Below are 13,875 nucleotides of genomic sequence, written 5' to 3'. Positions count from 1 at the left end.
GAAATCGCTCAACACATTTTGGAACAGGCTCTTAGAAGGACGTCTTCCTTACTTCTCGGACGTGAATCATTGACCTCGTTTAAAAGCGTCGAACATTGTAATGTTTCGTTTTTAAGACGACCTATGTCCTTGATATGATAGCCGGAGAACAGAAGCTCACGCATATACTGCTTGTCTTCAGCGCCACACATTGGATAGGTCGAGCTATTGACCTTATCTAGTGTCTCCCGCGCTGAGGTCACAATGCGGTTGGCTTGCGTCATGAGCACCGTCATATAGGTGTCCATGTCATTTTCTTCATCAAGCAGGCGGAAACGATCTCCCGCCCATTTTCCTGCGAAAGCACCAAGTAACAACATGATGCAGATGACGAAAGGGACAGGCGACAGAAGCGAACTGCGCTGAAACCTCATAGAAAAACCGTCCTGCCAAACATTAAAATGAACAAAATCAAAAATACAACTATGCCTTTATAATGCATTTTTATATTTCTGGAACAGGTTATTTCACATCAAAAGCAATGCATACGCAGCATATTATTTTTATAAAAGCAATAATTCCGTTATGTAATCGAACTCACCATAAAAACGATAAAATCTTCATATATTAAATATTGCGAACGCATACTATATAATAGAAGCGGCTCATGACAGGATCATAAGCCGCTTAAAATCAAACAATTCGTACCTTCAGAACAGGTTACTTAGTGTTATATGGACCTTCATCGAAGCCTACAAAAATTTGCACGCTGCGCGCACTTTCCGAAGGGATCGAAATTCCTTTGTCGTTAAAGACAAACTGTGCCGCGCCACCGCTGGTCACATTCACGGTCTGCTTATGCAGCTTGGAATAAATCACCTTATCGCCCTGAAGAACCGCAACACGCACCGGCATGGTGATATTGCCACTCTTGTATTTCGGGCCGGGCACGACCTTGCCGGCTGCGGCAACATCAAGGCTGATTGTTCCGTCAGTATACTGGCAGGAACGCGTCGTATCGGTCAAAGCGGCCTGATAAATGACGCGGCTTGCATCTTTGTCGCCACCTTTTTCATAGGTGTTGAAATAAGCGGTGCCTTCACGCAGCGAAACCGTCGGGCAAAAAGCGCGTAATTCCGATTCCTTAATGCGTGGCTGATCGGCTTGCGCGAGCGATCCATCCGCTGATTTCTGCGTGCCGCTCGTCGTGCAGCCTGCGAGCGCTGCGAGCAAAACCGTTGCAAAGACTGGTAACAACGATGAACGATTCTGTATTGGTTTCTGCATAAACCGGGCTTCCCTGCACTGATCGACCTGTTCTATACCATTATGAAATGCATAGTGTGAGGGTGTTTTCCCGTTTTTTAGCGCGAAGAGCAACCCCAACCCCCAAAGGATACTTTAATTCTTGCGGCTTTTTTAGGGACGCTCTATTGCATTCAACGGCTAAAATATGCCTCGACCCTAAATGAAGGCCTTTGAAATGAAATATATCAGCACACGCGGCGAAGCACCTGTTCTGGGGTTCAGCGATGCTTTGCTCGCCGGATTAGCCCGTGATGGTGGCCTCTATCTTCCGCAGGAATATCCGCAATTCACGCCTGATCAAATTCGCAATCTGCGTGGAAAATCCTATGTGGATATCGCACTGGCCGTGCTGACACCCTTCATAAATGGCGAGATTCCGCAGGCTGATTTCGAGCGCATGGTGCGCGAAGCATATGGTTCCTTCCGTCATGACGCGGTCTGCCCGCTGGTTCAGACGGGTCCAAACGAATTTATTCTTGAACTGTTTCATGGCCCGACTCTTGCCTTCAAAGACGTCGCCATGCAGTTGCTCGCACGCATGATGGACTATGTGCTCGCCCAACGCGGCGAACGCGCGACAATCGTAGGTGCGACCTCCGGCGATACCGGGGGGGCTGCGATTGAGGCTTTCGGCGGACGCGACAACACCGATATTTTCATCCTGTTTCCGAACGGCCGTGTATCGCCGGTGCAGCAGCGACAGATGACCAGTTCAGGCTTCTCCAATGTGCATGCCCTATCCATCGAAGGCAATTTCGATGACTGCCAAAATCTGGTCAAGGCCATGTTCAACGATCTGGAATTCCGTGATGCGATTTCGCTTTCCGGCGTAAACTCAATAAACTGGGGCCGTATCATGTCGCAGGTGGTGTATTATTTCACCGCTGCACTCAGCCTCGGCGCCCCCGACCGTAAAGTCTCCTTCACCGTGCCGACCGGCAATTTCGGCGATATTTTCGCAGGCTATGTTGCCAAGAAAATGGGGCTGCCAATTGATCAGCTCATTATCGCCACCAATGACAACGATATTCTTACGCGCACATTGGAGAATGGTGCCTATGAAATGCGCGGTGTGGAACAGACAACTTCGCCTTCGATGGACATCCAGATTTCGTCGAATTTCGAGCGTTTGCTGTTTGAAGCGCATGGCCGTGATGCGGCCGCTGTTCGCGGTTTGATGGAAAGCCTGAAGCAGTCAGGTGGCTTCACGATCTCTGAAAAGCCACTGACAGCTATTCGCAGCGAGTTTTCGGCTGGGCGTTCAACCGTTGAGGAAACGGCGGAAATAATCAAATCCGTTCTCAACGACGACGGCTATCTGCTTGATCCGCATTCGGCAATTGCCGTTAAGGTCGCTCGCGAAAAAGTGTCCGGCAATACACCAATGGTAGTATTGGCCACCGCACATCCGGCCAAATTCCCTGATGCTGTAAAGGCTGCTAGCGGCATTACGCCAGAGCTTCCGGCTTGGCTTTCGGACTTGATGCAACGAAAAGAAAGTTTCACAGTTCTTCACAACGAGCTGAAAATCGTGGAAGAATACGTTCGCCGTCATTCTCGGGCATAAATTGGGCGGACTCTGCCAGAGAAAAGAACGGGAATTAGGGAGCAGTTTGATAATGGGTGTTGAAGTAACGCGTCTTTCCAATGGTCTGACCATTGCAACCGATAACATGCCGCATATCGAAAGTGTTGCACTGGGTATCTGGGTTAAAGCAGGCGCAAGAAACGAAGCCGCGGATCGGCATGGTATCGCCCATTTGCTTGAGCATATGGCTTTCAAGGGCACGGAAAAGCGCACCGCCTGGCAGATAGCGTCGGACATTGAAAATGTCGGTGGCGAGATTAACGCTGCCACAAGTGTTGAAACCACATCTTATTATGCGCGTGTGCTGCGCAACGATATGCCTCTGGCCATCGATATTCTTGCGGACATTCTGACCGCCTCCAAATTTGATGAAGCAGAGCTTGAGCGCGAGAAGCAGGTGATCATGCAGGAAATCGGCGCTGCACATGACACGCCCGATGACATCGTCTTTGATCGCTTCACCGAAACTGCCTATCGCCATCAACCAATCGGACGCGCAATTCTGGGCGAACCCGACACGGTTATGTCGTTCACATCCAACGATTTGCGCCAATATATCGACGAACAATATAGCGCCGACCGCATGGTGGTGACGGCTGCAGGTGGCGTCGATCACGATGCGTTCGTGAAAGAAGTTGAAAAGCGTCTCGGCGGCTTTCGCGCCCATAACACAGCCCCGACACTCGATCTTGCGACTTACGTTGGCGGCGACTTCCGCGAAAATCGCGAATTGTTGGATGCGCAGGTTCTGATCGGCTTTGAGGGCCGCGCCTATCATGTCCGCGATTTCTATGCGTCGCAGCTTCTGTCGATGATCCTGGGCGGTGGTATGTCCTCACGTCTGTTTCAGGAAGTGCGTGAAAAGCGCGGCCTTTGCTATTCGGTCTATGCTTTTCATTGGGGCTTCTCTGACACCGGCTTGTTCGGCATTCATGCAGCCACTGGCAAGGATGAACTGGTGGAATTGCTTCCAGTTATCATCGACGAATTGCATAAGGCATCAGACTCCATCGGCATTGAGGAAGTGAACCGTGCGCGTGCACAATATAGCGCGAGCCTGCTTATGTCGCAGGAAAGTGCCGCCAGCCGCGCCGGTCAGATTGCCCGTCAGTTTCTGCTCTATGGCCGTCCGGTGCCAAACAGCGAGCTAATGGATCGACTGTCTCAGATCACACCTGAACGCCTCAGCGATCTTGCCGGACGCCTGTTCCTTGACAGCAAGCCGACGATAGCAGGCGTGGGTCCGGTTGGACGTCTGATGAGCTTCGAAGGGCTCACAGATGCTCTTTCAACCAGCGCGCATACGCGGAAGATTGCAGTTTAAGGCAGCGGCAAAGATGGAGCGGGGTTTTCGTCAAGCAGATAGAAATGCTGCCCTGTTGCCCCATTCATCTATTGCCTTATCAACACAGGAACCCGCATGATCGGCCTGCCATTCCGGCGCAGCAATCCGACAATTCTTCGTGGGCCGCGTATATATCTGCGCGAGCCGTTGATGAGCGATTTTGCCAGTTGGGCCAATGTACGTGAGCAAAGCCGTGCCTTTCTTACACCATGGGAGCCGACCTGGGCGGATGACGATTTGACCAAAGGCGCATTCCGCTATCGGTTGCGTCGCGTTCAGGAAGAAATGTCGGACGGAACCGGCTATCCTTTTTTCATTTTTCACAACAAAGACAATCGGTTGCTTGGCGGAATAACGCTCGGAAATATCCGTCGTGGCGTTGGGCAAAACGGCATGATCGGCTATTGGAGCGGTGTTTCATCGGCGGGCAATGGCTATATGACCGAAGCCTTATCTACGGTTATCCCCTTCGCATTCGGGGAACTACGGTTGCACCGGATTGAAGCTGCCTGTATTCCCCATAACGTTCGTTCGATACGGCTTCTCGAAAAAGCCGGATTTGAGAGAGAAGGACTGTTGCGCTCCTATCTCAAGATAAACGGCTTCTGGCAGGATCACCTGTTGTTTGCTCTGATAGAAAGCGATTTACGCATGATCAATGGCAAGGTTGAACGCTCGTGAATGGTGTGACAGACAGGTTTTTTTCGGCTTTTACACGTTTTGTGGCGCTGATCGTCATTGTGACCTGTTCTGCGGTTCATGCCTTTGCAGTTGAACCGATCAAAATCTCCAAGGAAGACACAGCTCTTGATCTTTCGCGCGCTGTTGAGTTGCTGCGAAATCAGGGAGAGAGTGTGCAGGTTTCCACTGCACCCGGTGCCGATGGCATTGTGCGCCGCATTGAGGTGCAGGCTGATCCCAATTCCAATGCATCAGGCGACTGGGCCGCTTTTTCCATTGCCAATCCGACCGATGAGCAGATTGATCGACTGATCGTTGCGCCGCATTTCCGTCTGGTTGGTTCAGGCGTAATCTGGCCCGATCTCGGCTCACAACGTATTTCGTCGATCACCCCCAGCGAAGGCTTTGCGCTCGACCGTCAACCCAGTGAAGACGCCGATGTTTTTCGCATCACGCTCAATCCCGGCACCGTTGTAACCTTCGTTGCGGAATTATCGTCGCATAATCTGCCGCAGCTCTATCTCTGGGAACCGGAAGCCTACAAGGATGCAGTCAATTCCTACACGCTTTATCGCGGCATTCTGCTTGGAATTTCCGGTCTTCTGGCACTGTTTCTGACCATTCTTTTTGTGGTCAAGGGAACATCGCTGTTTCCTGCAACAGCAGCACTTGCATGGGCTGTTCTGGCCTATATCTGCGTGGATTTCGGCTTTTGGAACAAGCTGATGGAGATCACGCCCGGAAACGAGCAGGTCTGGCGAGCGGGTACAGAAGTAGCCCTTGCCGCCTCACTTGTGATCTTTCTCTTCACCTATCTCAATCTCAACCGATGGCACGACCATTTCAGCTATGGCGCTGTAACCTGGGTGCTTGGCCTGGTCGCGCTGGCGGGTGTTGCGGTGTTCGATCCACCGGTTGCTTCCGGCATTGCGCGCATGTCGCTGGCGCTCACTGTGGCATCCGGCATCTGCATCATCGGTTATCTTGCGGTCAAAGGCTATGATCGAGCGGTGATGCTCATCCCCGCATGGTTACTGACGCTTATATGGCTGCTTGGCGCATGGATGACCGTATCCGGCCAACTCGACAATGATATTATTCAGCCTGCACTTGGTGGCGGACTTGTGCTGATTGTGTTGCTCATTGGTTTTACCGTCATGCAGCATGCCTTTTCTGGTGGCGCTCTTCATCAGGGCCTGCTTTCAGACATGGAACGTCAGGCACTGGCGGTAATCGGTGCTGGCGACATCGTTTGGGATTGGGATGTCCCGCGAGATCGTGTTGTCACCACGCCTGATATTGCCAACTATCTCGGCAATACGGCTAGTTCCCTGCAAGGCCCGGTGCGTAACTGGCTGCCCGTTATGCATGGCGATGATCGTGATCGCTTCCGTTCGACGCTTGACGCTATTCTCGAAAACCGCCGCGGCCGCATCGGCCAGATTTTCAGACTTCGTGCCAATGACGGCCATTATCATTGGTACGCGCTGCGCGCCCGTCCTGTGATTGGTTCAGATGGTGAAATCGTTCGCTGCGTCGGCACGCTGGTCAATGTGACAGAGCAGAAAAAGGCAGAAGAGCGCCTCTTGCATGACGCCGTGCATGACAATTTGACAGGCCTGCCAAATCGCGAGCTTTTCCTTGATCGCCTCAGCAATGTGATGAACATGGCTCGTGGTGAAAGTAGATTACACCCCACAGTTTTCATCATAGACATTGACCGTTTCAAGCAAGTCAATGACAGTCTTGGCATGTCTGCTGGAGATACGATCCTGCTGACCATTTCGCGACGCCTGTCGCGTCTGATGCAACCACAGGATACGCTTTCGCGTCTGTCTTCCGACCAGTTCGGATTGCTGCTCACATCTGAAGGCGATCCGGGGCGTATTGCAGCCTTCGCGGAAGCACTGCGTCAGGCTGTGCGTTCGCCCATTGCCTATGCCAAACGTGAGATTGTTCTCACGGCATCCGTTGGTTTGATTACATGGACGAAGACAGCTGCTTCTGCAGAAGACTTTGTCAAAGACGCTGAACTTGCCATGCATCAGGCCAAGCGTTTTGGCGGTGATCGCATTGAGCCATTCCGTCCGGCATTCCGCGCCATTGGCAGTGACAAGCTGCAATTGGAATCTGATTTGCGCCGCGCACTTGAGCGCGATGAAATCAGTCTCGTCTACCAGCCAATCGTTCGGCTTGATGAAGGAACTATTGCAGGTTTTGAAGCCCTGATGCGCTGGGAGCACCCCCGTCGCGGCGGTATTTCACCATCGGAGTTCATTCCGATTGCAGAAAGCTCTGGGCTGATTGTGCAGCTGGGTCTGTTTGCCATTCAACGCGCGGCAGAAGATTTGTTTGCATGGCAGGAACAGTTTCCAAAGCTGGACCTGTTCGTCTCGGTCAATTTGTCGAGCACGCAGCTGATCCGTCAAGATCTGATCAATGATATGCGTTCAGTTCTCTCGCGCATTCATTTAACACCCGGCAGCCTCAAGCTCGAACTCACCGAATCTGTGCTGATGGAAAACCCGGAACAGTCGGCACATGTGCTGGCACGTCTCAAAACAATGGGTGTCGGCCTGTCGCTTGACGATTTTGGCACAGGCTATTCTTCGCTGGCCTATCTGACGCGTTTCCCGTTCGACATTATCAAGATCGACCGATCTTTCGTCAAAGGCGACCAGCCACAAAAGACAACCCTGCTGCGCTCAATCGTCAGCATGGCGCATGACCTCGGACTAGCGGTCGTCACTGAAGGCGTGGACAGCGAAAGTGATGCGCTGCAACTGCGCCAGATGGGCTGCGAATATGTGCAGAGCTTCATGTTTGGCGAACCATCAAGCCGCGAAGATGCAACCCGCATGATCAAGGATCAGCAGGAAGCGACTGCTGCTTAGTTATAAGATTATGATCAGGCGTGACCGGCTTCGGAAACGAGCCGTGTCATGTCGATGCCCATATGAGCCATTAGCCGGTCGTATTTACCGGTAATATCGCTGTCAAAAAGCATGTCCATGGGCGCCGAACATGCAAGCCAGCCATTTCCGGCAAATTCCGCATCAAGCTGCCCCGGCGCCCAGCCGGAATATCCCAACGTCATCAGAGCCTGCGCCGGACCTCGCCCGCCATAAATAGCGCGCAATATGTCGATTGTTGCGGTTAAACACACATCTTCCGCGACCGGCAATGTCGAATCCACCATGAAATCATCGCTGTGCAGCACGAAGCCGCGTGTGCGATCCACGGGGCCACCATTGCGCACAACCATATTCTGCGCGCGTTCGGGCAGCACAATCAGATCGTCATCGTCAATCACGCCAATCTGCCGAAGAAGATCGGGAAAGCCCACAGGCTGCAGCTGATTGATAATCAGACCCATAGCGCCTTCTTCAGAATGCGCACAGATATAGACAACGGAACGCGCAAAGCGCTCGTCGTTCATTCCGGGCATAGCGAGCAGGAATTGCCCGTTCAAGAAACCCTGCTCCTGATTTGACTTGCTTAGAATGGTCATAGGTAAAGGGTAGCAAGACTGTGCCAAATGACAATAAAATTCGTGCAAATTTCTTCGCGCTCGTTTCCAGCCTTGATCCAAACATTTTTTTCGATCAGTTTAAGCGCATGAGATTACGTGATTTTCTGATCATTTCCTTTATCCTGACGGCTGTAACGCCTGTGCTTGCTGCGACGTCCGAATGGACGCAAACACCGGGCGGCAAGGTGCGTGTCGTGCTTGATGAAACCAACACCAGCGGCGAGTTGCGCGGAGCGTTGCAGATCGATCTTAATCCGGGGTGGAAAACTTATTGGCGCAATCCGGGCGATGCTGGTGTGCCGCCGCAACTCAATATTGAGGGGGGTGTCAGCGCGCGCATCGACTTCCCCGCTCCAGTGAGCTTCGGCGCCGGCGATGAGGGCGGCATCGGCTATAAACATCCGGTATCGCTGCCGCTGACATTTTCCGTAAAGCCCGGCCAAGAGCGGCTAAAGGGAAATGCCTTCCTTGGGGTTTGCGATAATATCTGCATTCCCGTGCAGGCCGAATTTGATTTTCCGCTCTCTACAAAAATGGCAGAACAATCACCGCAAGCCATTGCTGCAAGTACGATTGTTGAAACGGCCTTTGACCGGCTGCCATCACCTGCTACGCTAGAATTTGGCGTCAAAGCTGCAAAGCGCGAAGGCAACAAAGCGATTTTCGAGGTTTCCTTGCCGGATAACCAAGCCCCGTCCGCGCTTTTTGTGGGAAGTGAGCAGTTCAACCTGTCTGAGACTATACCGGATAAGAAGCGTTTCATTGCAACCCTACAAGGCAAAGCCAGCCAAGGCGCCATGATTGATTATACGCTGGTGCAGAACGGCAAAGCTGTCTCCGGACAGGTACGGCTCGATTAACTTCACCGAGCAACAATTTGAAATTGTCCAAAGAGCCGTAATCGGCTTAAGTGACACGCCGGTGCTTCGCATTGGAAAATCGAAATTCAGTCGTTCACACAGGTGGGCATTGACGGCATACGCTCACTTTCAGGAGAAAACAATGACGATCAAAGTTGGTGACAAGCTGCCCGCAGCTACCTTCAAGGTAAAGACCGCAGACGGTGTCAAGGAAGTGACGACCGATGAAGTCTTTGCAGGCAAAAAGGTCGTTCTTTTTGCGGTTCCCGGCGCTTTCACGCCCACTTGCAGCCTCAACCACCTGCCCGGCTATCTCGACAACCGTGACACCATTTTGTCAAAAGGTGTGGATGATATTGCAGTGGTTGCAGTCAACGACGCATTCGTCATGAACGCATGGGCACAAAGCACCGGTGGCGAAGGCAAGATCACTTATCTTGCTGACGGTTCGGCGCTGTTTACAAAAGCTCTCGGTCTCGAACTCGATGCGACCGCTGGCGGTCTCGGCATTCGCTCGAAACGCTATTCGGCAATCGTCGAAGACGGTGTCGTCAAGACGCTCAACATTGAGGAGCAGGCTGGTCAGGCCGTTACTTCAAATGCTGCGACACTGATCGAACAGCTCTAAGATAATCCAATTATGATGCGCCCTGTTTTTCCGGCAGGGCGCGCATTTCGCGTGTCAGCCATTTTTCAAGCGCGAGCGTATCCGGCTGCCCCGCCCTGTGTGGCGCAATCCATAGCAGCATCCGGCGCGGCCCCGGACGAAATCCGAATGGCGCGACAAGCCGGCCAGATGCGATATGTTCGGCCACCAGCATATGCGGCACCACCGCGACGCCAAGCCCGCACAATGCAGCCTGTATCAGCAGATAAAAATGATGAAAGGTCGATTTTGGCTCAGGTGCCGGAAAATCGGCATTGGCTTCCTTCTGCCAGTCTTTGAAAGCCTCAAGGCGTGTCTGCGTTGCAAGCACCGAAGCATGTGCCAAATCGCTTGGCTCTATCAGCGGACAATGTTTGAGATAGGACGGCGCACAAACGAGGCCAATCTCCTCACGCCCCATATCGCGAATTACTGCATCGGCTGGCGGCTCGATCACGCTTGAGCGGATTGCAATGCCAATCTTGTCACGCATGAAATCAATACGATCATAATTCATATTGAATTGCAGCTCGATATTCGGATAGCGCTCGTGAAAGCGGCCAATACGCGGAATGATCCATTCCATCATGATGGACGACGAACAGGACAGCGTCAGCGGCCCCGGCTTCACCCGTTCAATGCTTGCTTCAATGATTGAAAATGCACTGGCAAGTCCTTCCGCCAACCGCGCACCCTCCGGTGTTGGATCGCTCACCCGCGCATTGCGTGTGAGGAGCAGAACCCCAAGCGTATCTTCAAGCGCCCTGATCTGACGACTGACCGCACCATGCGTGACAAAAAGCTCGTCGGCCGCACGCGTCATCGAGCGATGACGTGCAACGGCCTCAAAGGCTTTAAGCGCATTCAAAGATGGCAATGGACGCATGGTTAAATCTTCTCTACTCATGAGTATACCTGTGAGATTATATCACAGGTAAAGGCTAATAAATCGATTGCGGCTGCATGTCGCAATCATTAGCTATCTGCCTATTTAAAGGCGTAAGTGCCACATGAATAGGCAATATCATTTGATTTGCTTTCATAGTGTTTCTTCCGCTTATGTTAATATGCAAGCAGGGAGGATCTGCCATGCAGCAAAAATCTCACGAAATGACAGCCGTTGAAAAATCGGCCATATCAAAAATATCGATACGGCTGGTTCCTTTCATCGCGCTGATGTTCTTCATAAACTTCCTGGATCGTACTGCAATTTCCTTTGCAGGACCAAACGGGATGACCAATGATCTCGCGCTGACGGCAGCACAGTTTGGCTTCGCCGCCGGTATCTTCTTCGTTGGTTATATTATTCTTGAAATTCCAAGCAACCTTGCCCTGCACAAGTTCGGTGCTCGCAAGTGGCTCGCCCGCATCATGGTGACATGGGGCATTGTCGCCCTTCTTTTCACATGGGTTTCAAGCTCGACTGAACTTTACATCCTTCGCTTCCTGCTGGGTGTTGCAGAAGCCGGCTTCTTCCCGGGCGCAATTCTGTTCCTGTCGATGTGGGTGCCTTCGCGTCACCGCAACAAGATTCTCGCGCTCTTCTACATTGCACAGCCACTGACAATCGTTATTGGTGCACCTATTGCAGCTGTACTGATCGATATGCACGGCGCATTTGGCCTTGAAGGCTGGCGCATCATGTTCTTCGGTGTTGCTGTTCCTGCAATTGTCGTTGGTATCATCACTTTCTTCTATCTGCCAGATTCACCAAATGATGCGAAATGGCTTAACAAAGAAGAACGCGACTGGCTCAATGGTGCATTGGCTCAGGAAGAAAAGGTCAAGGAAAGTGCGCATGGCCGCATGACGGGTCTGGCACTCTTCGACAAGCGCGTATGGCTTCTGTCGATTGTCTATTTCGGCCTCGTCTATGGTCTTTATGCGCTGGCTTTCTTCCTGCCATCGATCATCAATGGCTTCGAGCAGGAGTTCAACACGAAGTTTGACGTGTTCGACAAGGGTCTTATCACCGCAATTCCTTATCTGCCAGCAGCCGTTGCTCTCTATTTCTGGAGCCGCGATGCAGCAAAGCGCGGTGTGCGTCCATGGCATATCGGCATTCCAGCACTGGTCGGCGCTTTCGCCATTCCAGCGGCTCTGTTCATGCCATCGCCTGCAACCACGATCCTGATGATCACGATCACCGCCTGCGCGATCTTCTCGGCTCTGCCTAACTTCTGGGCCATTCCATCGCGCTTCCTGAGCGGTCCGGCAGCAGCAGCAGGTATCGCGCTTATCAACACCATCGGCAATATTGCAGGCTTCGCAGCTCCGTATATTACCGGTGTCGTAAAAGACGCGACCGGCCTTTATGAAATGCCAATGTTCATCGTTGGCGGCGTATTGCTCGTGTCATCCCTGCTGGCATTCTCGCTGGCCGGAAGACTGAAAGATCCTTCGGAAATCGTTCTGAAGAAGTAAGCTGCAAAACAAACAAAAAAGCCGCGCTGGAAACAGCGCGGCTTTTTCATATCCATATTCTGGAGAGATTTACTTCACCTGAAGCGACTTGTAACCATTATATTTGAATGGCTCCATGCCAGCGCGCGCCAGCTCATCGGCGCGTTCGTTCTCCGGGTGGCCTGCATGGCCCTTAACCCAGTGCCACGTCACTTTATGTGGTTTTCGTGCCTCATCAAGCGCCTGCCAAAGCTCGGCATTTTTGACCGGCTTCTTGGCAGCAGTTTTCCAGCCATTGCGCTTCCAGCCTTCAATCCAGCCCGAAATACCATCACGAACATAGACACTATCCGTGTAAAGATCGACTTCGCAGGGCTCCTTCAAGGCATTGAGAACAGAGATCGCTGCCATCAGTTCCATGCGATTGTTGGTGGTGTCGGCCTCGCCGCCCTTCAACTCTTTCACATGTCCGTTCCAACGAATAATTGCGCCCCAGCCACCGGGTCCAGGATTACCGGAACAAGCGCCGTCGGTGTAAGCCTCAATATGCTTCACGTGGCGGCTCCTGCCAGTTCAAGGCCGTATTCGCTCGCAGACGTGATCTGACGGTGAAAGCGCATGCGGCGCACATACTCCATCGGGTCTTTTTTCATCACGAAACTGCCATCAGGTACGGTCAGCCAGTCATAAAGACGCGTCAGCATGAAGCGAACCGCAGCACCGCGTGCCAACACTGGCAGCGCATCAATTTCAGCAACAGAAAGTGGGCGAACGGAATTATAGCCACGCAGCAGCGCCGCACCCTTGGTGAGATTGAAGGAAAAATCCTTCTCGAAACACCAGGCGTTCAGGCATACGGCGACATCATAAGCAAGAATGTCCGTGCAGGCGAAATAGAAATCAATAAACCCCGACAGCTTGTCGCCAAGAAAGAACACATTATCCGGGAAGAGATCAGCATGAATGACGCCTTCCGGCAGTCGCTCAGGCCAGTTCTTTTCAAGATAATCGAGATCACCTTCTGCCTCGGAAACCAACCCCTCTTCAACGCTGTCAGCATGCGCTTTCGACAGGTCCCACAAAGGGCGCCAATCGGGCAGCGTCAGGCCATTGCGGCGGCGCATGTTGAAATCTTCCCCTGCCAGATGCATTTCAGCCAGTCCGCGACCGACCTCTTCGCAATGCGTGACGGTCGGCTTACGCATCCACATGCCTTCAAGGAAGGTGACGATGGCCGCTGGACGCCCTGCAAGTTCCCCAATCGTCACGCCATCGCGACGCACAACAGGCTGCGGGCATTCGAGGCCGCGTCTTGAAAGATGCTCCATCAGGTTGAGGAAAAACGGCAGTTCATCGCGATTAACACGCTTTTCATAAAGCGTAAGAATAAAAGAGCCCGTCGTCGTATGCAGAAGATAGTTGGTGTTCTCCACCCCTTCCGCGATGCCCTTATAGGATGTCAGCGCGCCAATATCATATTGTTCGAGAAAAGCGCCAAGCTCTATTTCGTTAATGTCTGTATAGACGGCCATG

At 52.3% G+C, this 13,875-nt stretch carries 13 protein-coding genes; 7 read left to right on the top strand and 6 right to left on the bottom strand.

The window, feature by feature from the left end:
- Positions 1–8: 8 nt before the first annotated feature.
- Together CEV31_RS08220 and CEV31_RS08215 are read right to left on the bottom strand one after the other, a co-directional pair.
- Complete coding sequence (locus CEV31_RS08220; RefSeq protein WP_094506506.1) at positions 9–413, bottom strand: CSS-motif domain-containing protein; 405 nt, start codon at positions 411–413, stop codon at positions 9–11.
- A gap of 286 nt (positions 414–699) precedes the next feature.
- Positions 700–1,266, bottom strand: a complete 567-nt coding sequence (locus CEV31_RS08215) for a hypothetical protein (protein ID WP_094506505.1) — start codon at positions 1,264–1,266, stop codon at positions 700–702.
- A 196-nt stretch (positions 1,267–1,462) separates the two neighbouring features.
- On the opposite strand from CEV31_RS08215, the gene thrC reads away from it, so the two are divergent.
- The 4 genes from thrC (at position 1,463) to CEV31_RS08195 (ending at position 7,795) form a co-directional block, all read left to right on the top strand.
- On the top strand, positions 1,463–2,854 hold the full coding sequence (gene thrC, locus CEV31_RS08210) for a threonine synthase (protein ID WP_094506589.1): 1,392 nt from the start codon (positions 1,463–1,465) through the stop codon (positions 2,852–2,854).
- Positions 2,855–2,906: 52 nt separating this feature from the next.
- On the top strand, positions 2,907–4,199 hold the full coding sequence (locus tag CEV31_RS08205; protein ID WP_094506504.1) for a M16 family metallopeptidase: 1,293 nt from the start codon (positions 2,907–2,909) through the stop codon (positions 4,197–4,199).
- 96 nt (positions 4,200–4,295) lie between these two features.
- The gene (locus CEV31_RS08200) at positions 4,296–4,901 is read left to right on the top strand and encodes a GNAT family N-acetyltransferase (protein WP_094506503.1); all 606 of its coding nucleotides are present in this window, start codon (positions 4,296–4,298) and stop codon (positions 4,899–4,901) included.
- Positions 4,898–7,795: an EAL domain-containing protein gene (locus CEV31_RS08195; protein WP_094506502.1), complete on the top strand. Its 2,898-nt coding sequence runs from the start codon at positions 4,898–4,900 to the stop codon at positions 7,793–7,795. The genes CEV31_RS08200 and CEV31_RS08195 overlap by 4 nt, the downstream gene beginning before the upstream one ends.
- Positions 7,796–7,809: 14 nt before the next feature.
- Here CEV31_RS08195 and CEV31_RS08190 read toward each other — a convergent pair whose 3' ends face one another.
- The gene (locus CEV31_RS08190; RefSeq protein WP_094506501.1) at positions 7,810–8,412 is read right to left on the bottom strand and encodes a YqgE/AlgH family protein; all 603 of its coding nucleotides are present in this window, start codon (positions 8,410–8,412) and stop codon (positions 7,810–7,812) included.
- A 107-nt stretch (positions 8,413–8,519) separates the two neighbouring features.
- Between CEV31_RS08190 and CEV31_RS08185 the strand changes: the two genes are divergently transcribed.
- Positions 8,520–9,293 (top strand): protein-disulfide reductase DsbD domain-containing protein, encoded by a 774-nt coding sequence (locus CEV31_RS08185; RefSeq protein WP_094506588.1) that lies wholly within the window; start codon positions 8,520–8,522, stop codon positions 9,291–9,293.
- Positions 9,294–9,435: 142 nt separating this feature from the next.
- On the top strand, positions 9,436–9,921 hold the full coding sequence (locus CEV31_RS08180) for a peroxiredoxin (protein WP_094506500.1): 486 nt from the start codon (positions 9,436–9,438) through the stop codon (positions 9,919–9,921).
- Between the two features lie 10 nt (positions 9,922–9,931).
- Here CEV31_RS08180 and CEV31_RS08175 read toward each other — a convergent pair whose 3' ends face one another.
- Complete coding sequence (locus CEV31_RS08175) at positions 9,932–10,846, bottom strand: LysR substrate-binding domain-containing protein (protein WP_235818052.1); 915 nt, start codon at positions 10,844–10,846, stop codon at positions 9,932–9,934.
- 182 nt (positions 10,847–11,028) lie between these two features.
- Between CEV31_RS08175 and CEV31_RS08170 the strand changes: the two genes are divergently transcribed.
- Entirely contained in the window at positions 11,029–12,363 is a 1,335-nt protein-coding gene (locus CEV31_RS08170; protein ID WP_094506498.1) for an MFS transporter, read from the top strand.
- A gap of 69 nt (positions 12,364–12,432) precedes the next feature.
- Here CEV31_RS08170 and rnhA read toward each other — a convergent pair whose 3' ends face one another.
- Together rnhA and CEV31_RS08160 are read right to left on the bottom strand one after the other, a co-directional pair.
- Positions 12,433–12,897, bottom strand: coding sequence for a ribonuclease HI (gene rnhA / locus CEV31_RS08165; protein WP_094506497.1), 465 nt, complete (start codon positions 12,895–12,897; stop codon positions 12,433–12,435).
- The gene (locus CEV31_RS08160) at positions 12,894–13,874 is read right to left on the bottom strand and encodes a homoserine kinase (RefSeq protein ID WP_094506496.1); all 981 of its coding nucleotides are present in this window, start codon (positions 13,872–13,874) and stop codon (positions 12,894–12,896) included. Before CEV31_RS08160 ends, rnhA begins: the two co-directional genes overlap by 4 nt.
- Position 13,875 lies beyond the last annotated feature (1 nt).

This window comes from Brucella thiophenivorans, assembly GCF_002252445.1.
Classification (GTDB): domain Bacteria; phylum Pseudomonadota; class Alphaproteobacteria; order Rhizobiales; family Rhizobiaceae; genus Brucella; species Brucella thiophenivorans.
This window is presented reverse-complemented; position numbering and strand designations above follow the sequence as displayed.